22 protein-coding genes and 1 tRNA gene are annotated in these 18698 nt (G+C 65.6%); 9 read left to right on the top strand and 14 right to left on the bottom strand.

Annotation, left to right across the window (positions count from 1 at the left end):
- Positions 1–97 precede the first annotated feature (97 nt).
- The 5 genes from VF631_RS04700 to VF631_RS04720 all read left to right on the top strand — a co-directional run bounded on the left by VF631_RS04700 (position 98) and on the right by VF631_RS04720 (position 6034).
- The gene (locus VF631_RS04700; RefSeq protein ID WP_431849118.1) at positions 98–901 is read left to right on the top strand and encodes a zinc-ribbon domain-containing protein; all 804 of its coding nucleotides are present in this window, start codon (positions 98–100) and stop codon (positions 899–901) included.
- A 146-nt stretch (positions 902–1047) separates the two neighbouring features.
- Positions 1048–2145: a 6-phosphofructokinase gene (locus VF631_RS04705; protein WP_431849119.1), complete on the top strand. Its 1098-nt coding sequence runs from the start codon at positions 1048–1050 to the stop codon at positions 2143–2145.
- A gap of 49 nt (positions 2146–2194) precedes the next feature.
- Positions 2195–3445, top strand: a complete 1251-nt coding sequence (locus VF631_RS04710) for a vanadium-dependent haloperoxidase (protein ID WP_431849120.1) — start codon at positions 2195–2197, stop codon at positions 3443–3445.
- A gap of 166 nt (positions 3446–3611) precedes the next feature.
- Positions 3612–3698: transfer RNA gene (locus VF631_RS04715), tRNA-Leu, on the top strand.
- 239 nt (positions 3699–3937) lie between these two features.
- On the top strand, positions 3938–6034 hold the full coding sequence (locus VF631_RS04720) for a transglycosylase domain-containing protein (protein WP_431849121.1): 2097 nt from the start codon (positions 3938–3940) through the stop codon (positions 6032–6034).
- On the opposite strand, the gene VF631_RS04725 is transcribed toward VF631_RS04720, so the two are convergent.
- The 3 genes from VF631_RS04725 to VF631_RS04735 form a co-directional block, all read right to left on the bottom strand.
- Entirely contained in the window at positions 5987–6580 is a 594-nt protein-coding gene (locus VF631_RS04725; RefSeq protein ID WP_431849122.1) for a M48 family metallopeptidase, read from the bottom strand. The two genes, VF631_RS04720 and VF631_RS04725, sit on opposite strands and share 48 nt — an antisense overlap.
- 70 nt (positions 6581–6650) lie before the next feature.
- Positions 6651–7079 (bottom strand): YcgN family cysteine cluster protein, encoded by a 429-nt coding sequence (locus VF631_RS04730; protein WP_431849141.1) that lies wholly within the window; start codon positions 7077–7079, stop codon positions 6651–6653.
- Entirely contained in the window at positions 7076–7672 is a 597-nt protein-coding gene (locus tag VF631_RS04735; RefSeq protein ID WP_431849123.1) for an SCO family protein, read from the bottom strand. The genes VF631_RS04730 and VF631_RS04735 overlap by 4 nt, the downstream gene beginning before the upstream one ends.
- 64 nt (positions 7673–7736) lie before the next feature.
- Here VF631_RS04735 and VF631_RS04740 point away from each other — a divergent pair, with 64 nt between their 5' ends.
- Complete coding sequence (locus VF631_RS04740; RefSeq protein ID WP_431849124.1) at positions 7737–8336, top strand: ankyrin repeat domain-containing protein; 600 nt, start codon at positions 7737–7739, stop codon at positions 8334–8336.
- A gap of 21 nt (positions 8337–8357) precedes the next feature.
- Here the strand turns inward: VF631_RS04740 and VF631_RS04745 are convergent, their stop codons facing one another.
- From VF631_RS04745 to VF631_RS04795, 11 genes are all read right to left on the bottom strand, one after another.
- Positions 8358–8852 (bottom strand): MmcB family DNA repair protein, encoded by a 495-nt coding sequence (locus VF631_RS04745; RefSeq protein ID WP_431849125.1) that lies wholly within the window; start codon positions 8850–8852, stop codon positions 8358–8360.
- Between the two features lie 44 nt (positions 8853–8896).
- Complete coding sequence (locus tag VF631_RS04750) at positions 8897–9571, bottom strand: cell wall hydrolase (RefSeq protein WP_431849126.1); 675 nt, start codon at positions 9569–9571, stop codon at positions 8897–8899.
- A 164-nt stretch (positions 9572–9735) separates the two neighbouring features.
- Positions 9736–10077 carry a DUF1491 family protein gene (locus tag VF631_RS04755; protein ID WP_431849127.1) on the bottom strand — a complete coding sequence of 114 codons (342 nt, stop codon included), beginning with the start codon at positions 10075–10077 and terminating at the stop codon, positions 9736–9738.
- On the bottom strand, positions 10077–10535 hold the full coding sequence (locus VF631_RS04760) for a PaaI family thioesterase (protein ID WP_431849128.1): 459 nt from the start codon (positions 10533–10535) through the stop codon (positions 10077–10079). Before VF631_RS04760 ends, VF631_RS04755 begins: the two co-directional genes overlap by 1 nt.
- Positions 10525–10992 carry a PTS sugar transporter subunit IIA gene (locus VF631_RS04765; protein ID WP_431849129.1) on the bottom strand — a complete coding sequence of 156 codons (468 nt, stop codon included), beginning with the start codon at positions 10990–10992 and terminating at the stop codon, positions 10525–10527. Before VF631_RS04765 ends, VF631_RS04760 begins: the two co-directional genes overlap by 11 nt.
- Before the next feature lie 66 nt (positions 10993–11058).
- Positions 11059–11637: a ribosome hibernation-promoting factor, HPF/YfiA family gene (gene hpf, locus VF631_RS04770; protein ID WP_431849130.1), complete on the bottom strand. Its 579-nt coding sequence runs from the start codon at positions 11635–11637 to the stop codon at positions 11059–11061.
- 54 nt (positions 11638–11691) lie between these two features.
- Positions 11692–12393 (bottom strand): DNA polymerase III subunit epsilon, encoded by a 702-nt coding sequence (gene dnaQ / locus VF631_RS04775; RefSeq protein WP_431849131.1) that lies wholly within the window; start codon positions 12391–12393, stop codon positions 11692–11694.
- 7 nt (positions 12394–12400) lie between these two features.
- Positions 12401–12994 (bottom strand): dephospho-CoA kinase, encoded by a 594-nt coding sequence (gene coaE, locus VF631_RS04780; RefSeq protein ID WP_431849132.1) that lies wholly within the window; start codon positions 12992–12994, stop codon positions 12401–12403.
- On the bottom strand, positions 12991–13863 hold the full coding sequence (locus VF631_RS04785) for a shikimate dehydrogenase family protein (RefSeq protein WP_431849133.1): 873 nt from the start codon (positions 13861–13863) through the stop codon (positions 12991–12993). Before VF631_RS04785 ends, coaE begins: the two co-directional genes overlap by 4 nt.
- Before the next feature lie 157 nt (positions 13864–14020).
- Positions 14021–14608, bottom strand: a complete 588-nt coding sequence (locus tag VF631_RS04790) for a Maf family protein (protein ID WP_431849134.1) — start codon at positions 14606–14608, stop codon at positions 14021–14023.
- On the bottom strand, positions 14605–15429 hold the full coding sequence (locus VF631_RS04795; RefSeq protein ID WP_431849135.1) for a pyruvate, water dikinase regulatory protein: 825 nt from the start codon (positions 15427–15429) through the stop codon (positions 14605–14607). Before VF631_RS04795 ends, VF631_RS04790 begins: the two co-directional genes overlap by 4 nt.
- Before the next feature lie 310 nt (positions 15430–15739).
- Here VF631_RS04795 and hemE point away from each other — a divergent pair, with 310 nt between their 5' ends.
- The 3 genes from hemE (at position 15740) to rho (ending at position 18617) form a co-directional block, all read left to right on the top strand.
- Positions 15740–16765: a uroporphyrinogen decarboxylase gene (gene hemE, locus VF631_RS04800; RefSeq protein WP_431849136.1), complete on the top strand. Its 1026-nt coding sequence runs from the start codon at positions 15740–15742 to the stop codon at positions 16763–16765.
- Positions 16762–17217 (top strand): CopD family protein, encoded by a 456-nt coding sequence (locus tag VF631_RS04805; RefSeq protein ID WP_431849137.1) that lies wholly within the window; start codon positions 16762–16764, stop codon positions 17215–17217. Before hemE ends, VF631_RS04805 begins: the two co-directional genes overlap by 4 nt.
- 143 nt (positions 17218–17360) lie before the next feature.
- A complete protein-coding gene (gene rho, locus VF631_RS04810) occupies positions 17361–18617 on the top strand; it encodes a transcription termination factor Rho (RefSeq protein ID WP_431849138.1) in 1257 nt (418 codons plus the stop codon).
- Positions 18618–18698 lie beyond the last annotated feature (81 nt).

The raw sequence follows: 18698 nt of genomic DNA on the forward strand, positions 1-18698 counted from the left end.
GATGAAACTGGGGAGGTAAAGCGCGGCAATCGCTTGCAAGTCATGGCGTCAACGTGCTTAGATTCGCGCGCGCTTTTTACGGGGGCCTGTTCCGGCGATGATCCTTTCCTGTCCCGCTTGTGACACCCGCTACGTCGTCCCGGACAGCGCAGTCGGCGCCAACGGCCGGCAGGTGCGCTGCGCCGCGTGCAAGACCAGCTGGTTCCAGGCCGCGGCGAGCGAGAAGGCGGCCGTGCCGGAGCTTGCAATGGCGGGCGGCGGCATTTCGATGCCGCCCGCGCGCGCATCATCCCGCTCGGCGGTGCCGCAGGCCGAAGCGCCAGTCACTCCCCGTCCCGATCCGCTGCCGAGCCCACCGCCGACGGCGCTGGTCGACCATGGCGACGGTTCGACCCGGCCGACCTTCGACTATGTCGGCCCGGAGCGGCGCGAGGATACGGATTACGACGCTTTTGCCCATGCCCCGCCGTTTCGCGCGCGCCGCAACCCGGCAAAGCTGTGGACGGCTGCGGCCGTCGCCGGCGCATTTCTGATGCTCTCGACGCTCGCAGCGGTGTCCTATTTCGGTCTGCCCACAATCGGCGAGAACGGGGCGGTCGCCCCTGGTCAAACCCCGCTCGTGCTGGAACTCACGCGCGACCCCGAGCGGCGGAAGATGGAAAGCGGCAACGAACTGTTCGCCGTCTCCGGACGCATCCTCAATCCAACCGGAGAGGTTCAGCCGGTGCCTCAAATCCAGGCCTCGCTTCGCGATGCGCAGGAGCGGGTGGTCTATCAATGGTCGATCTCCGCGCCCGTCTCCGAGCTCCAACCGCAGCAAAGCGCCACCTTCAACAGCGCCGAGGTGGACGTGCCCGAGACCGCCTACAAGCTCAGCCTGAAGTTCGGCCGGCCTTCCTAGCGCTCGGGGAAAATAGTCCCGTTCGGCCTGAGCCTGTCGAAGGCCGCTCCTTCCTTGGCCGGCAGAAGAGAAGTGGTGGGCTTCGACAAGCTAAGCCCGAACGGGCCCGGGTTGCGAGCGCGAAGCATGCTGGCTAGCCTTTGATCATGCGCATCGGCATTCTCACGGGCGGCGGCGATGTGCCGGGGCTCAACGCCTGCATCCGCTCGGTCACGCTCTCGGCCGACGACCGCGGCTGGGAAGTGGTCGGCTTCCGACGCGGCTGGCAAGGCTTTCTGGAAATCGACCCTTCCGATCCGGCTTCGCTCGCGGCCCACAGCCTGCCGCTCACCCGTGAGGGCGTGCGCGGCATCGACCGGCTCGGCGGCACGATCCTCCACACCTCCCGTATCGACCCGCGCAGCCAGGACGAAGGCGATCGCACGGATCAGGTGCTGCATGTCCTGGAGGCGCTCGGAATCGACGCGATGGTGACGCTCGGCGGCGACGGCACCTTGCGCTTTTCCGCCCACCTCGCAGGCCGCGGCGTGCCGGTCATCTCCGTGCCCAAGACGATGGACAACGACGTGTTCGGCACCGACTATTGCATCGGCTTCTCGACCGCCGTCAGCCGCTCGGTCGAGGCCATCAACGCCCTGCGCACCACGGTGGAAAGCCACGAGCGGATCGGCGTCGTTGAACTGTTCGGCCGCCGCAGCGGCGAGACCGCCCTGCTCGCCGGTTTCCTAGCGCAAGTGGATCGCACGGTAATCGCCGAAGTCCCCGCCGATCTCGACCGATTGCTGCCGCTGCTAGCCGAGGATCATGCGAGCAACCCGGCCCGCTACGCCATGTGCGTCATCTCGGAAGGGGCAAGCATTGGGGGCGACAAGCAGGAGGACGAGCTATCCCGCCCAGCCGCGGAGCGCAGCGACGCCGGCGTCGGCCAGCGCCTCGGCCGTGCGATCGGCGCCCGGATCGGCTGCGGCGCGGTCGTGCAGGAGCTCGCCTATCTGATGCGGGCGGGTGAGCCGGACGCGATGGACCGCATGGTCGGCTTCGCCTTTGGCGCGCTCGCCGTGCAATTGCTCGCGCGCGGCGAGACGGGACGGATGGTTGCGCTCAAGGACGGCAACTACACTCATCTTCCGATCGACACTCTGCTTGGCGGCCGAAAGAGCGTGGACGTGAATGGATTGTACGATCGCGATCACTATCGCGCGCGGCTTCAGCGCGTCGAGGGGATGCCGATGTTCCTTTACTGATCAACATGCTATCCGGCCTGCGGGGATGAGACTCTAAGGGGGTTTCTCGATGCGCTTCTCAAATCTTGTTCTGGCCGGGACTGCCGGCCTGCTCGCCGCCGCGCCCGCGTCGGCCGATACCGTTTGCGAGTGGATTGAATTCGGCGAGGCGATCGCGACCGCCGCCGCCCCGCCTCCCGACGCGCCCCGCACCGGCGAACATGATCGCGCCCGCACGCAGATGGCGCTCGCCATGTTCGAGGCGCTGAACGCGATCGATCGCAAGTATGAAAGCTATGTCGGGATGCCGCAGGCCGACGCCGGCGCATCCCAGGATGCCGCCGCGGCGACTGCCGCCTATCAGGTGATGCTGGCCCATGCGCCTGGCCAGAAGGCGGCGCTCGAGGACAGCTACAACGTAACCATGATGGGCATCGGCGACGCAGCGGCCCGCGACAAGGGCAAGGCTGTCGGAGAAGCCGCCGCCAAGCTCGCTCTGGCCGTGGGGGGCCTGGACGCGAAGATCCCCGCGGCCAACTATCGCCCGCGCACATCGCCTGGCGTCTGGACAGCCACCGCCATGCCGGTAATCCAGCCTTATTACGTCAGCATGAAGACCTGCATCCTGCCGCGGATCGACGCGGTCCGGCCGGGCCCGCCCCCTGCCCTCACCAGCGCGCGCTGGGCGAAGGACTTCGAAGAAATCAAGCGGATCGGCGCTAAGAAGAGCAAGGAGCGCACGGCCCAGCAGTCGCTGATGGCGAAATACCGCATCACCCCTAACATGACGCCGTCGATGCGCCTCATTGCGGACGCGCCAGGCCGCAGCCTGGTCCAGAATGCGCGCATGTTCTCCATGGCCGCGATGGTTGCCGACGACACCAGCCTCGCCACCGCCGACGCCAAGATGCATTACAATTTCTGGCGGCCGATCACCGCGATCCGCAACGCCGAGGATGACGGCAACAAAGCGACCGCGGCGGACCCCGCCTGGGAGCCGCTGATCGGCACGCCCAATCACCCGGAATATCCGTGCGCGCACTGCAGCAGCGCCGCTTCCACAGCGGCCGTGCTGAAGAGCGAAGTCGGCGATGCCCCTCCGGGCGGCGTCCGCGTCGCCTCCCGTTCGGTGCCGAACAGCATCGTCCAGGTCGTGCCCACTCTCGACAAATGGGTCGAGGAGGTCTCCGCCTCGCGTATCTATGGCGGCGTCCATTACCGCTTCTCGAACGAAGCGGGCGAGGAGATCGGCCGCAAGGTCGCAGCGATGGCGCTCGCCAAGATCATGCGCCCGCTGCCGGCCAAGGTGGCGAGCCGCTGATAAAGCCATCACCCCGGACTCGATCCGGTCCACCTTCCACCAGCCGCCGCAGGGAGGTGGATGCCGGATCAAGTCCGGCATGACGACTGTGCAGTTGCACCTCCCTCACCCCTTTGCTAGAGGCGCGCTCCTGCCAATCCGGGGAACGCCCCGGGTCTCATCACGTGCGGTCGTGGCGGAACTGGTAGACGCGCAACGTTGAGGTCGTTGTGTCCGAAAGGACGTGGAAGTTCGAGTCTTCTCGACCGCACCAATCATTCGTCATGCTGAACTCGTTTTAGCATCCCGCTCTCCGCTCGAAAGGCGGCGCGGCGCTGGTGGCGAGCGGCCTCCCAGTCTACCTGATGATGCGCAAGTCTGCACGGGTAGTGGGCGGGATCAGCCCGCCTTGCCGCTGAAAGTCGCGCCAGACGACTCCTCCGCTCCTGCACGGAATCACCTTTCAGCGGGACTCTTGTGAGCCCGCCGCGCAAGCCCTAATCCTTATCGGCCATGGCCAGTAAAGCTGCCTCTCCGTTCAAGCGGACCCTGTTCACCCTCCTCAAGATCGGCATCTATGCCACCATTCTGGGATTGATCGCGGTCGCGGTGGCGGTCGGCGTCGCGATGAGCTCACTGCCGAGCTACGGCGAACTGGTCCGGCGCGACGATCTCGGCCAGATGATCCGCGTTCGCGCCGCTGATAATTCGATCCTCCTGTCGCTCGGCCCAAGCTTCGGCGAGTGGCTCCCCTACAGCGAGATCCCCCCGATCATGCGCAATGCCATGATCGCGGTCGAAGATCGGCGCTTCCGCTCGCATCCGGGAGTGGACCCGATCGGCTTCGCGCGCGCCGTCAAGGTCCGCATCGACCGCGGCCGCTGGACCCAGGGCGGCTCGACCATCACTCAGCAGCTCGCACGCAACATCTTCCTCAGCAACAGCCGCACCTTCGGCCGCAAGATGCGCGAAGCCATCCTCGCGCTCGCGCTCGAACGCCGCTTCACCAAGGACCAGATTCTCGAACTGTATCTCAACCGGGTCTATTTCGGCGGCGGCGCATACGGGATCGACGCCGCCTCGCGCCGCTTCTTCGGTCATTCCGCGCAGCAGCTGTCGCTCTCAGAAGCAGCGATCATCGCCGGCCTGGTCAAGGCGCCGTCCAATTACTCGCCCACCGCCGATGCCGAGGCGGCGCGCGGCCGCGCCGGCGTGGTCATCCAGTCGATGCTGGAATATGAGTTCATCACCGCCAGCGAAGCCGCCGCGGCCGAGCCCGCTCGGGTGGAGCTTGTCCCGCCCCCCAAACAGAACAGCGTCCGCTATTTCACCGATTGGGTGCTGCCGCAGCTCGACACCTTGATTGATGAAAGCGTGGAGCCGATCGACGTTTTCACGACCCTCGATCCCGGCATGCAGCGCGTTGCCGATCAGGCTGTAAACGCCAACACGCCGCGCGCGCTGCAAGGCGCGCTGGTCTCGCTCGATCGCGACGGCGCCGTTCGGGCGATGGTCGGCGGCAAGAACTATGTCGACTCGCTCTACAACCGCGCGACCCAGGCGACGCGGCAGCCCGGGTCCGCATTCAAACTGTTCGTCTATCTCTCGGCGCTGGAATCCGGGCACAAGCCGGATGACGTGGTGGTGGACTCGCCCGTCAACATCAACGGCTGGAGCCCGCGCAACAACGATCGCGTGTTCCGCGGTCCGATCCCGCTCCGCCAGGCCTTCGCCCAATCGATCAACACGATCTCCGCCAAGCTGGGAGAGGAGGTCGGCTTCCGCACCGTTGCCGACATGGCCCAGCGCTTCGGCATCACCACCAAGGTGAATACCCAGCCTTCGATGGTTCTCGGCACGTCCGACGTCCGCCTGCTCGACATGACCCGCGCCTTTGCCGCGGTAGCGCGCAAGGGCGTGGCCGTCTCGCCCTATGGCATCCGTCGGGTCACCACCGCCAAGGGCGAGCTGCTCTACAGCCATGAGACCGACGATTCCCGCGTGCTCGTCGCCCCCTGGGTGGCCGCGCAGATGACGGACCTGCTCCAGGCGGCTGTTCTGACCGGCACCGGCCGCGCCGCCCAGATCGGCCGTCCGGTGGCGGGCAAGACCGGCACCACCAGCTCCAACAAGGACGGCTGGTTCATCGGCTTTTCGAGCGCGATCACCACCGGCGTGTGGATGGGCCGGGACGATGCGCGGCCGATTCCGGGTCTCCAGGGCGGCCGCGCGCCGGCCCAGGCCTGGCACGACTTCATGGTCCAGGCGGTCGCCCGCCGCCCGGTCGAGCCCTTCGACATCACGGTCGCGCAGCCGGAATGGCAGGTCGAGACGGACGCGGAGGTCTTCTCCGAAACGTCGGATGGCGGCATGCAGGTCGATGCCGACGGCAATCCGATCCAGCCGCAGGATCCCGCCTATGGCGATCCTTTTCCCGATGCGCCCGCCCCTCCGCCGGGCAGCCCTCCCCCGTCGCGAGAGGTCAACCGTCCGCGCCTCGACGAGCAGCAACTCGACCAGGAGTGGATCGACCGCGCCAGCAAGGGCCGGGGCGAGCTCGAATCAGAAGAGCCGCCCGAAGCGGTGGAGCCCCGCGCCCTCGCGGCGTAGCCACGCCCGGGCCGGAGCCGGGTCCTCACCGAACAGTTCGGCGACAAGCGCGTGGAATTGCGGGCCATGGTTCATGTGGACCCGGTGCGCGACCTCGTGCGCGACCGTCGCGCGGCGGACATGATCAGGGGCCAGAATCAGCCGCCAGCTGTAGCGGATCGCGCCCGAACTCGAACAGCTTCCCCACCGCGACAAGGCGTCGCCGACGCCGACCCTGTTAACGGTGACTCCTGCCACCGCGGCATATTCCTGCGTCTCGCTGCTGAGGACGTCCAGCGCGTGGCGCTTGAGCCAGCGAAGCAGCCGCGCCTCGAGCGTCTCGGCCGGCCCACCGATGACGATTCGGCCATCCTCCACCCGCACGACGCGCGGCCGCTCCGCCGCCCAGTCGATCCGGTGCTCAACGCCGTAGAGCGGAATGCTCCCGCCCGGCGCGATTGAGGCGGCGGGCGGCACCGCGGCCAACTGCCGCTCAATCCACCCCTGCTGCTCCGACGCCCATGCCATCGCCCGTTTGACCGACACGCGCGTGGGCACGGTTAGCATCACAGCCCCTGTGCGCGGATCGACTCGCAGTCGCATCGCCTTCGCCCGCGCCGATCGGCGAACCTGGAGCTTAGAGCTCACGATCGACGATATGCTGCTCGAGGTCTCCCGCATCCTGCTCGGCGACAGTCCAGCCCCTTGTGGACTGGCCCGCGCGATGCACGCTCTCCGGATCGCCGCTGATCAGGTGATGCCAGCTGGGCAGCGGCTCGCCGGCCGCGCGCAGGCGGTAGGCGCAAGTCGAGGGCAGCCATTCGAACCGATCCACTCCCGCCCTGGTCAGCCGGATGCAGTCTGGCACGAAGGCCCGACGCTGGCGGTAGTTGCTGCATCTCCCGGAGCCGCGGTCGAGCAAGCGGCAGGCGACATTGGTCGGGAAGACCTCGCCCGTTACTTCGTCCTCCAGCTTGTGGAGGCAGCATTTGCCGCAGCCGTCGCACAGCTTTTCCCACTCCACCCGGTCGAGCGACTCGAGCGGCCTCTCCCAAAAGGCGTTCACGCCACCCACTTCTTCAGCTCCGTCAGGATTGCTTCTGCCCCTTCTTCATGCGGCAGAATGGCGATCGGCTCGCCCTTGGGCCCGAACAGGAATGCGATCCGGCTGTGGTTGACCAGATAACCGGACGCCCCCGGCGTCTCCTGCTTCACCCCGTAAACCGCATAGGCCTTGCTGACGGCAGCAATCTCCTGAGGAGTGCCGGTGAGTCCGATCAGCCGCGGGTGAAAGGCGGCGACGAATTCCTTGAGCACGGCCGGATTGTCGCGCTCCGGATCTGTGGTGATGAAGAGCGGCTGTACCCGCTTCGCCCTTTCCGGCTCGCTCTCCTCGAAGCGCTTCATCGCGAGCCCGATCTGCTGGAGATCGACCGGGCAGACATCCGGGCAGAAGGTGTAGCCGAAATAGACGATGCGATACTTGCCCGCGAGCGATTGGCTGTCGAACCGCGCCCCATTCTGGTCCGTCAGGCTGAACGGGCCGCCGATCCGCGCCCCCTGCAGCGGCGGCTCGCTCCCGCCCGCCGGCGAGCAGGCAGCCAGCGCGAGGCTGGACAGCCAGCCGAGCGCGAGGGGGAAGCGGGACCTTTCGTTCATGGCTTCGCCAGCCTTGCTTTGCTATGATCCCCCAATCAAGTCCAAGAGATGGTGGGGGTTAGACGTGGCGGCAAGGTTCGGACGCGCATTGGTTACGGCGCTCGCGCTCGCGGTGGCGGCGCCCGTTGCTGCCCAGGATTATTCGAACAGCTACACCTTCATAAAGGCTGTCAAGGACCGCGACGGAACGAAGGTGGAATCGTTGTTGTCGGCGCCTGGCTCGACGGTGCTTGGCGCCAAGGAAACTGGCTCCGGCAACGGGGCGCTGCACCTCGTCACGCTCGACCGCGACATGAATTGGTTGAGTTTTCTCCTCGGCAAGGGTTTGAAGGTCGACGCGCGCAACGGCCAGGGCAACAGTGCGCTCAGCCTGGCCGCGCAGCTCGGATGGGTGGAGGGTGCCCAGCTGCTGCTGCGTCAATCCGCCAGCGTCGATCTCGCGAACAATCGCGGCGAGACTCCTCTCATCCTCGCCGTCCAGCAACGCGACCTGCCGATGGTGCGCTTGCTCCTGTCCCGTGGCGCCGATCCCAAGCGGACCGACAGCGTCGCGGGCTATTCCGCAATTGATTATGCCAAGCGCGACAACCGCTCAGTCGCGATCGTCAAGCTGCTCGAGGCGCCGCGGGCGGCCAACAAGAAGATGCAGGGCCCGACGCTCTAGACCGCAGCCGGGCAGGGAGCCTTACAGCAGCCCTTCTATGCTCGGATCCGCTTCTCCGGAGAGCCGACGCGCGGCCCGGCGGGCGAAACGCAGCGTCTCGGCCTTGCGCCGAGCGGCCGCGAGCGCGCGCACCGGGGCTTCGCGTATCACCGCTGCATCGTAGCGGTCGGCAACGATGAGCCCGCAGCAATCGGGCCGGAAGTCCGCGCCCTCGAACGGATCGAGTCCGAAGCCGGCCGGCACCGCCCAGAAGAAGCGGTCGCAATAGTCCAGATAATCCGGCCACTTATGATCGCCGAGCAGGTCGGCGCGGCTGACCTTGATCTCGACGATGGTGAGCGTGCCCTTGGCGCAGATCGCCATCATGTCCGCCCGCCGGCCATTGGGTAACGGAACTTCGCACATCCCGAACCAGTCCTTGCGGAAGAAGAGCCGGGTCACCCCACGCGCCACATCCTGCGCGGCGAGCGGGGCGTGTGCGAAGCAATCGTCGGGAAGAGTCGGCGAGCTGGCCATCAAGCCCGGCCTAGAATGAACCGGGAACATAGGGAAGCCTCAGTTCACCGGTAGAAGATGTGATTCCCCACCTGTGCCACACGCTTGAGGCCGCGCCAGCTTGGCGACACGTAGGTGGCGTGGAAGAACATTGCGGATCCCGCGCGGCTTGTCGCCAGGTCCTGCATCGCGACATGCGCGATCGCGATCGCCTTGCGCCACGCGGCGCTGCTCTTCTGGATCGGGGGGAAACGGCCGCCGCGAATGAAGGAGAATTGGCTCTTCTGCTTGACGACGCCGCAAATCGTGGTCGGGAAGCGCCCGGACTTGCTGCGGTTCAGCACCACCTCGGCGACAGCCAGTTGGCCTTCGAGCGGCTCGCCCTTGGCCTCGAAATAGATCGCGCCGGCCAGGCACTCCTGCTCGCCGTCGGTGAGATCGGTCTCGGCAAAGGAGGTGACCAGTTCGCCGAGCGACTGCCCTTCCAGGGACTCCGCTGCGGGCTCGATCGCGGCTGCAATATGGGCGGAAACTTCCGCTTCCGCGGGACCGCTGCTCACCGGCGCTGCTGGAGTTTCGAGCGGCTCGGAAGCGGCGCCGCCGTCGACCATCGAAACAGTATGGGAAAGATAAGTCGGCGCGAGCGGCGCTTCGACCAGGGTGGGATTGGCGAAGGTCGGGCTAGCCGCGACCAAGGCTCCGGCCACGGCGTAGCCGATGACCCGTGCAAGACGGTACATTCATTCTCTTACCAATGCGGTTGGCTGACCTACGCCGGATGCACCTAAACAGCATCCTGGCCGCCCCCCGACTCGAGCCGTCCCGCGGTTTCACTCGGGCAATCCCCGCGGCCCCCGCTCTCGTCAATCTGGTGAAAAGAAGCTCACCCAGGCAGCCTTCCAAGTCAAACCGACTCATTCATTTCAGCGGTGAACCGTTCGGCGGACGGGACATCCAGTTCGATTAACCACAGATCGGGATCATTTTTCCTGCGGCGAGCCAGGAACTTTGTGGTTTCTTCTTCGTTTTGAAGCGCTTGGCCGGACAGGTCCTGCCACCGGTAGTGCCCACCCATGTCCAGCACGCGCTCCAGAAGTCGCGCTTTCCTGCCCTTTTCGGCCAGAATGACCAGGATCGCGCCCGCCACCGAATCACCTCGCGCCAGCACGGCGGCGAACCCGCCCTGCGATTCGGCGCTCCGTCGCAGAGCCCCGACCAGCAGGTCGGCGGTGACCCGTGGCTGCATCAGCCGCTCCGATATCCGTCCAGCGACGAAAGCGGGATGTGGCTGCGCATGAACGTGCCCGTCCCCCGCGCCGCCTCCTCGCCCCTGGCGTCGATCAGCCGCGCGTCCCCGACCAGGACCCGACGCTTGCCGCTCGCCCAGCGCCCTTCCGCCGTCACCGGCCCGCTCTTCAGCGGCCGCGTGAAATTGAGGTTGAACGCGGTGGTCAGCAGGAAGCGGTCGCTGACCATCGAATTGCAGGCGTAAAACGCGGCGTCATCCATCATCTTGAAATAAAGCGTGCCATGCGCCGCGCCCGCGGCGTGGAACAGGCTCTCCTCCACCTCGAAGCGGATCCGGGCGAACCCGGCCTCCACGATCTCGAGCGTCGAGGGAAACAGGCCGTTCACCGGCGCCCGCGCGTAGAGCGACTCCAGCGCCCGAAAGTGAGCGCCCTCTCCCGCCGCCTCAGGCGGCATGAAGGGTCTCGACCCCCGAGAGTAAGGCGAAAATCGCGTCCCGCGAGCGCGCGCCTCGCAGCTTCGCGACCGTCTGCCGATTGCGCAACGCCCTGCTGACGCTCGCCAAGGCTTTCAGATGGTCCGCCCCGGCATCCGGCGGCGAGAGCAGCAGGAAGACTAGGTCGACCGGCAGACCGTCGACCGACTGGAACTCGACAGGTTGAGTCAGGCGCGCAAAATAACCGAACACCCGGCCCAGCCCGTCGATCCTGCCGTGCGGGATCGCCACGCCGCCGCCGAAACCGGTCGATCCGATCCGCTCGCGCTCGTTCAGCGCAGCGACGATCGTCTTGACCTCAATCCCGGTCTTGCGCGCCGCCGCCAGGCCCAGTTGCTGGAACAAGGCCTTCTTGTTCGCGACCGTGAGGCCGGCGTTGATCGCCTCCACGGCCAGGATATCGCTCATGTCGCTCATCGTGCACCTGGAGGACTTGGCCGTCCTCCTGACAAAAGGGTGCGGGGTTCCCCTCCCGCTTTCAGGTCAGTCGCGTTGCGGCTCGACCCAGCCGATCGTGCCGTCGCCTCGTCGGTAGACCATGTTGAACTTGGCGGTCGCGCTGTTGCGGAACATAAGCGCGTTGGTGTTGCGCAGGTCGAGCAGCATCACGGCGTCCGAGACGCTGGCGTCGGGGATGTCGACCCGAGTTTCCGCGATGATCGGCGGATTATCGGCGGGTTCTTCCTCTTCATTGCCGGCGTCGAACACGCGGTAGCTCGCGTCGGCGGCAATCTCCTGCGCGACTTCGGCGAGGTTTGGACCTTGGTGATCCTTGAGGCGGCGCGTGTAGCGGCGCAGCTGCTTCTCGACCTTTTCGGCCGAAGCATCGAACGCCGCGGTCGCATCGGCGGCGCGGTCGGTGCCCTTCAGCACCACGCCGTTGGGGACATAAGCGACGATTTCGGAGGTGAAGCCATGATCGTGCGGACCCTTGCCGAAAGTCACCTGGGCGGAGATGACGCGGGCGAAATACTTGTCCGCGATCGTGGTCAGTCGCTCTTCGACGCGCCCGCGCAGGGCCTCGCCGACGTCGACCTGATGCCCAGAGACTCGGATGTCCATGCTCTTCTCCGCCTTGATACGAAGCGCCGCATGTGGGCTCGGCTCAAGCCAGCGTCAACGGACCCCGTCGAGCCGAACCCAGATCGGATCGGTGAGCGTGCCCACAAATGCGGCATGCCGTTCCAACTCCTCCGCGCTCGGCTCGAAACGGCGCGGCGGGCGCACCTGGTTTCGCGCCGGAGCTGCCCGGACCACGTCGGCGAACTGCGACTGCGGCGCCTCTGCGGCGAGCGAGAAGCCGATCTGCCGACCGCCGGTCAGCTCGATATAGCATTGCGCGAGCAGTTGCGCGTCGATCAGCGCGCCATGCTTGACGCGGATCGACCGATCGACGCCATAGCGGGTGCACAGCGCGTCCAGGCTATGCTTGGCGCCCGGGTGACGCTTCCTGGCCATTTCCAGCGTGCAGATCATCCGCGTCAGGCACACGATCGGCCGGCCGCACAAGGTCAGCTCGTGGTTGAGGAAACCGAAGTCGAAGCTCGCATTGTGCGCGACCAGCGGCGCATCGCCGATGAAGGCCAGCAGCTCCTCGCACAGATCGGGGAAGCGGGGCTTGTCCGACAGGAAGACCTCGCTCAAGCCATGCACCGCCTCGGCGCCGGCCGGCATCGATCGGCCAGGGTTGAAATATGCATGAAAGCTGCGCCCGGTCTCGACCCGGTTGATCATCTCGACGCAGCCGATCTCGACCATGCGGTCGCCGGTCAGGGGGCTGACCCCGGTGGTCTCGGTGTCGAACACAATTTCGCGCATGGTCGGACTATGAATCGGCCGAGTCCGTCAGTCCAGCGATGATCGCCCGCACCGCCGCTCGGGTCGTCGCAATCTCCCCGCCAGTCGGGATCACGAAATCGGCTCGCGCTCTTTTCTCGACGTCCGGCGTTTGCAGCGCCAGAATCCGCTCGAACTTCTCGGCCGTCATTCCCGGCCGGGCCAGCACCCGCGCCCGCTGCACGTCGGCTGGCGCTGACACGACCGCAATCTTGTCGACCCTGTCCCAGCCGCCCTTTTCGAACAACAGCGGGATATCGAGCACGACAAGCGGTGCGTCCGAATGGGTTCGCAAAAAAGCCTTCCGTTCCCTCGCGACCGCTGGATGAACCAGCGCCTCCAGCCGCAGCAGCGCGTCCGGCGCGCCCAGCACGCATTCCGAAAGCGCGGTTCGGTTGACGCCATGACGGCCGGTCGTGCCCGGAAATTGGCTCTCGATTTGCGCGACCAGCGCACCCTCCGGACCTTGTAGACGATGGACGGCGGCATCGGCGTCGAACACCGGCACGCCCTCCTCGACGAACATGTGCGCCACCGTCGATTTGCCCATGCCGATCGAGCCGGTGAGGCCGAGCTTGATCATCGGGTGAGCAGCTCGCGCAGTTCGGAATCGTGTTCGCGAGGCGGCTCGGTCCTGAAGAAGAGCTTGAAGGCCTCTGCGGCCTGGCGGACGAGCACGTCCAGCCCATCAAAGGCAAGCAGCCCATGTCGCCGAGCTTGTGCGATCAAGCCGGTGCCACCGGGATTGTAGGCCATGTCGACAACCACCGTGTCGGGATAATATCGGCTGAGATCGATCGGCACATCATCGTTGCCGAGCATGCCCATGCTCGAGGCGTTGATGACGATGTGACTGTATCGCTGGTGTTCGGGGCGGTCATCATCCTTCCTGATCGGGCCTATGCCGTCCAGGCCTCCCGCGAACGACGGCGGCAGCGACAGTCGTTGCGCCATGGCAAGCGCTTTCTCGGGTGTTCGATTGAAGAAGTCGAAGTCTGCTCCATGACCGGTATCGAGCGCTCCGATCACGGCAGCCCAGGCCGCGCCCCCCGCCCCTATGACCTGGACGTAGGGCGCGACCTGGTCGGGAAATGTGGGCGGCCATGCCGCGCGCAGGATTTCCGTGATCGCGAGCACGTCCGTGTTGAAGCCCGATCGAGTTCCGGCCTCGCCCCGAACCACGGTGTTCACGGCGCCGGCCCTGGTCGCTTCTCGCGACAGTCTGGCCATGAACGGCGCCACTGTCTGCTTGTGAGGTGCCGTCACGTTGCAACCGCGCCAGCCGAGGTCGCCGCGGCGGCTCACGAGATATTCGTGCAGCATATCCGGATGGACCTGGACGGCTCGATAATCGGCGTCGATGCCCAGTTTTTGGAGCCAGAATCTATGGATCAGCGGCGATTTGCTGTGCGCGATCGGGTCACCGATCACCTCGGCGTAAGGAGCCCCCACTGCTATCCTCCCGGCCCGGCTAGCAGACGGGCAGGGTAACCATGCGTTGCATGCTGGTCGGGAACGCAGCGCCGGTTACTCCACCACCAAGCTTCGGCTGGTCCCCCTCCCCGCAAGCGTCGCACATAGGGAGGAAAAGGGAAGCTCAACCGCCTGCTCACGAGAACAGCAATCCGCGCTCCCGCAGAAAGCCCAGCAAGGGCAGCAAGGGCAAACCCTGTACAGCGAAGAGGCTTCCCTCGATGCGCTCGAACAGCTGTGCCCCACGGCCCTCGACATGGTAGCCGCCGACGCTCCAGCGGACCTGCTCCCACTCACGATCAAGATAGTCCTGCAGAAAGGCTTTTCCGAGCGGCCGGACATGCATCGCAACCGTTTCAACGTGGCGCCACTGCATCACGCCAGCATCGATCACGCAACCGGCAGTGTGAAGCTTGTGCGGACGTCCGCTCATTGCGCGAAGCTGCGCCATCGCTTCGTCCCGGTCCTGCGGCTTGTCGAGCATTGAGCCGTCCTCGAGCTCTAGAACCTGATCCGATCCTAGCACGAGCCCTTCGGCCGCGGCGACCCGCGCCTTGCCCTCGGCGAGCGCCAAGGCGATCTCCGCAGCGCCGAGGCCGCGTCGCTTCATCGCCGCCTTGACGCCCGATTCGTCAAAGCGAGTCTCCACGGTCTCGAACGGCACGCCCGCCGCCTCCAACATTCGCCGCCGTGCCGCGCTCTTGGACGCCAGCAGCAGCCTCATGCGTCTTCCGCGGCATCGCTGCGCTGCTCGCACAGCTTGACGATGGCATAGGCGGTTTCCTCGATCGAGCGGCGCGTCACGTCGATCACCGGCCAGCCATTGTCCGCGAACAGCCGCCGCGCAAAGGCGAGCTCGGCATTGACTGCCTCCTGGTCAACATAGTCGGTCTCCGGCGCCTGGTTCAGCGTCAGCAGTCGGTTGCGGCGGATCTGGATCAGCCGCTCCGGATTCGTGGTGAGGCCCACCACCATGGGGTGCTTGAGCGCGAACAGGTTGGCCGGCGGCGGCGATTCCGGCACCAGCGGGATGTTGGCGACCTTGAAGCCGCGATTGGCGAGGTAGATGGAGGTCGGCGTCTTGGAAGTGCGCGAGACGCCCGCGAGCACCACGTCCGCCTCTTCCCAATTGTCCGAGCCGATCCCGTCGTCATGTGCGATCGTGAACTGGATCGCGTCGACCCGCGCGAAATAAGCGGCATCGAGCGCATGCTGCCGCCCGGGCCGCGCCTTGGCTTCCTGCCCCAGAACCGCAGAGAGAGCGTCCACCACAGGGTCCAGCGCCGAGACGGCATGGATGCCCCGCTTGCGGCATTTCTGCTCGAGCTCCCGCCGGATGTTGCTGTTCACTAACGTGTAGAGGACCAGCCCTGGCCGGCGCTCGATATCGTCCAGCACGCGGTCGAGATGCCCCTCCGATCGTACCATTGGCCACAGATGCCGCAGCGCCTCGACGTCATCGAACTGCGCGAGGCAGGACTTGGCGATCACCTCCAGCGTCTCGCCGGTGGAGTCGGACAGGAGGTGGAGATGGAGGCGACTCACGAAAATCGCCTGTGGATAAGCATGGGGAGAGGGCTAGCGGAACCCTCGGGGCGGTTACAAGACAAGCTTTGCTCCCCGGCTTCCGCGATTCATCCACACTTTGACAAAGAGTGAAAAGGTTCCTCTTCCCACCTGTGGATCGCGGGGATGATTTCGGCGAATCCGCGGCCGCTCGTGAGCCTGTCTGAGTCAAGCTGTTTGCAAAAAGGGGCGAAGCGAATAAACCCCGCCAAACCTCCTCCTACTAACTTCATCAGACTCTCTTTCTAATAAGACTCAATAAGTGAGAGAGCGGAGCCAGACGCCCGTCATGCCCGGTAGCCCTAAGCCATTGCTCACCGTGCTGAACGGCGGAAATCCTGGGATTCTGCCGATCTGGCTCATGCGCCAGGCCGGGCGCTACCTGCCCGAATACCGGGCGCTCCGGGCCGACAAGGGGGGGTTCCTCGAGCTCGTCTATGACGGCGACGCAGCCGCTGAGGTAACCCTTCAGCCGATCCGCCGGTTCGGATTCGACGGCGCCATTTTGTTCTCCGACATCCTGATCGTGCCCCATGCGCTAGGGCAGGACCTGGTGTTCGAGGCAGGCGAAGGTCCGCGCCTCTCCCCTCCCCTTGTCGATCATGCCCTGGCTGCCCTCCAGGCCGTTCCTGAGCGCCTGGATGCGGTTTACCGCACGGTGGATAAGGTGAAGCGAGCCTTGCCGCCTGAAACCACCTTCCTGGGCTTTGCAGGCAGCCCCTGGACGGTCGCGACCTATATGATCGCAGGGCAAGGCAGCAAGGAACAGGCCGCTGCCCGCCGCTACGCCTATCGCGATCCGGTCGCCTTCGCGGAGATCATCGATGCGGTGGTCGCAATGACGGTCGACTATCTTTCGGGCCAGGTTCGCGCCGGTGTCGAAGCCGTGCAGCTGTTCGACAGCTGGGCGGGCTCGCTCTCGCCGGCGCAGTTCGAGGACTGGGTGATTGCGCCAAATGCGGCGATCGTCTCCGCCTTCAAGGCCCGCCACCCCGACGTGCCGGTTATCGGCTTCCCGAAGGGCGCGGGCGGCAAGCTCGGCGCCTATGCCCGCGAGGTCGGCGCCGACGCGATCGGGCTCGACGAGACCGTCGACCCCGCCTGGGCCAATCGCGAGCTGCCGGCCGGCCTTCCCGTCCAGGGCAACCTCGATCCGCTCGCCCTCATCGCCGGCGGTCCCGCGCTTGAAACGGCGGTGTCGCGTATCATATCCGCGCTGAACGGACGTCCCCACGTCTTCAACCTTGGCCACGGCATCCTGCCCGACACGCCCATCGCCCATGTCGAACAGCTGATCCGGCTCATTCGCGGATGAGCATGGATCTCGGAACTGCGCTGCAGATGATCTATCTCTGGCTCAAGTCGGCCCATGTCATCTTCGTGATCTTCTGGATTGCGGGCCTTTTCATGCTGCCCCGTTTCTACGTCTATCACCAGGAATCGGCAGCCGGGTCCCCGGAAGAGCGCCGCTGGATCGAACGTGAGCGCAAGTTGCGCACGATCATCCTCAATCCGGCCATGATCCTGGTCTGGGTCCTCGGCCTCACCCTTGCCTTCACCGGCGACTGGTGGAGCCAGGGCTGGCTGCATCTCAAGCTGCTGCTGGTGCTCGGCCTGTCCGGCTACCACGGCTACATGATCGGATACGGCAAGAAGCTCGCCTCGGGCCAGCGCCCGGCCAGCGGACGCGCGCTGCGCATCATGAACGAGGTTCCCGGCGTCGCAACCGTGCTGATCGTCGTCCTGGTAATCGTGAAGCCCTTCTGAATTGTAACAAAACTCGCGTTGACTTGAGGCAGGGCGGAGCATAACGCCCGACCAGTCGTTAGCTCGCGAGTCCTCGCAGGGCTTCCCTCACCCGATCCATTCCTCGCGCATCGGCACGACCCACTCTCCGCCCGAGAACCTACATGCACTTGAAAGAACTCAAGAAACAAAGCCCCGCAGACCTCGTCGCCATGGCCGAGGAACTCGGCATCGAAGGCGCCTCCACCCTGCGCAAGCAGGAGTTGATGTTCTCCATCCTCAAGGTCCAGGCCGAGAACGGCCAGGAGATCATGGGGATGGGAACCATCGAGGTTCTCCAGGACGGCTTCGGCTTCCTGCGCTCGCCCGAAGCCAATTATCTGGCTGGCCCCGACGACATCTATGTCGCGCCCAACCAGGTCCGGAAATTCGGCCTGCGCACCGGCGACACGGTCGAGGGCGAGATCCGCGGCCCCAAGGATGGCGAGCGCTACTTCGCGCTGACCCGGCTCATTTCCGTGAACTTCGACGAGCCCGATGCGGTTCGCCACCGCGTCAACTTCGACAATCTGACGCCGCTTTATCCTGAGTCGAAGCTCACCCTCGACAGCGCCGATCCGACCCAGAAGGACAAGTCGGCACGCGTGATCGATATCGTCGCGCCGCAAGGCAAGGGCCAGCGCGCCCTCATCGTGGCGCCGCCGCGGGTCGGCAAGACCGTGCTGCTCCAGAATATCGCAAAGGCGATCACCGACAATCACCCGGAAGTCTTCCTGATCGTGCTCTTGATCGACGAGCGGCCGGAGGAAGTTACCGACATGCAGCGCTCGGTGAAGGGCGAGGTCGTCTCCTCCACCTTCGACGAGCCGGCGCAGCGCCACGTCCAGGTCGCCGAGATGGTGATCGAGAAGGCCAAGCGCCTGGTCGAGCACAAGAAGGACGTCGTGATCCTGCTCGACTCGATCACCCGCCTCGGGCGCGCCTACAACACCGTCGTGCCGAGCTCGGGCAAGGTGCTGACCGGCGGTGTCGACGCCAACGCCTTGCAGCGCCCGAAGCGCTTCTTCGGCGCCGCGCGCAATATCGAGGAAGGCGGGTCGCTCTCGATCATCGCCACCGCCCTCATCGACACCGGCTCGAAGATGGACGAGGTCATCTTCGAGGAGTTCAAGGGCACCGGCAATTCCGAGATCGTGCTCGACCGCAAGGTGGCGGACAAGCGCATCTTCCCGGCGCTTGACGTCGGCAAGTCCGGTACCCGGAAGGAAGAGCTGCTGGTCGATCCCGCCAAGCTTTCCAAGATGTGGGTGCTGCGCCGGATCCTGATGCAGATGGGCACGATCGACGCGATGCAGTTCCTTCTCGACAAGATGAAGGACGCCAAGTCCAACGACGACTTCTTCGCGAGCATGAATCAGTAGAGCGCAGCGCGGCCGGCCTGCGCCCGCCGCGGCAGGCGACAGGACCGGCGCGCGGGCTTTGCCCGCGCTTCTCACGGCTTG

Origin of the sequence: Allosphingosinicella sp. (genome assembly GCF_036387615.1) — a bacterium.
Classification (GTDB): Bacteria; Pseudomonadota; Alphaproteobacteria; order Sphingomonadales; family Sphingomonadaceae; genus Allosphingosinicella.

Bases quoted from the DNA above. Each gene is read 5' to 3' on its own strand.
- VF631_RS04700 (WP_431849118.1), top strand. From the start codon at position 98: ATGATCCTTTCCTGTCCCGCTTGTGACACCCGCTACGTCGTCCCGGAC.
- VF631_RS04705 (WP_431849119.1), top strand. From the start codon at position 1,048: ATGCGCATCGGCATTCTCACGGGCGGCGGCGATGTGCCGGGGCTCAAC.
- VF631_RS04710 (WP_431849120.1), top strand. From the start codon at position 2,195: ATGCGCTTCTCAAATCTTGTTCTGGCCGGGACTGCCGGCCTGCTCGCC.
- VF631_RS04720 (WP_431849121.1), top strand. From the start codon at position 3,938: ATGGCCAGTAAAGCTGCCTCTCCGTTCAAGCGGACCCTGTTCACCCTC.
- VF631_RS04725 (WP_431849122.1), bottom strand. From the start codon at position 6,580: ATGCTAACCGTGCCCACGCGCGTGTCGGTCAAACGGGCGATGGCATGG.
- VF631_RS04735 (WP_431849123.1), bottom strand. From the start codon at position 7,672: ATGAACGAAAGGTCCCGCTTCCCCCTCGCGCTCGGCTGGCTGTCCAGC.
- VF631_RS04745 (WP_431849125.1), bottom strand. From the start codon at position 8,852: ATGGCCAGCTCGCCGACTCTTCCCGACGATTGCTTCGCACACGCCCCG.
- VF631_RS04750 (WP_431849126.1), bottom strand. From the start codon at position 9,571: ATGTACCGTCTTGCACGGGTCATCGGCTACGCCGTGGCCGGAGCCTTG.
- VF631_RS04755 (WP_431849127.1), bottom strand. From the start codon at position 10,077: ATGCAGCCACGGGTCACCGCCGACCTGCTGGTCGGGGCTCTGCGACGG.
- VF631_RS04760 (WP_431849128.1), bottom strand. From the start codon at position 10,535: ATGCCGCCTGAGGCGGCGGGAGAGGGCGCTCACTTTCGGGCGCTGGAG.
- VF631_RS04765 (WP_431849129.1), bottom strand. From the start codon at position 10,992: ATGAGCGACATGAGCGATATCCTGGCCGTGGAGGCGATCAACGCCGGC.
- hpf (WP_431849130.1), bottom strand. From the start codon at position 11,637: ATGGACATCCGAGTCTCTGGGCATCAGGTCGACGTCGGCGAGGCCCTG.
- dnaQ (WP_431849131.1), bottom strand. From the start codon at position 12,393: ATGCGCGAAATTGTGTTCGACACCGAGACCACCGGGGTCAGCCCCCTG.
- coaE (WP_431849132.1), bottom strand. From the start codon at position 12,994: ATGATCAAGCTCGGCCTCACCGGCTCGATCGGCATGGGCAAATCGACG.
- VF631_RS04790 (WP_431849134.1), bottom strand. From the start codon at position 14,608: ATGAGGCTGCTGCTGGCGTCCAAGAGCGCGGCACGGCGGCGAATGTTG.
- hemE (WP_431849136.1), top strand. From the start codon at position 15,740: ATGCCCGGTAGCCCTAAGCCATTGCTCACCGTGCTGAACGGCGGAAAT.
- VF631_RS04805 (WP_431849137.1), top strand. From the start codon at position 16,762: ATGAGCATGGATCTCGGAACTGCGCTGCAGATGATCTATCTCTGGCTC.
- rho (WP_431849138.1), top strand. From the start codon at position 17,361: ATGCACTTGAAAGAACTCAAGAAACAAAGCCCCGCAGACCTCGTCGCC.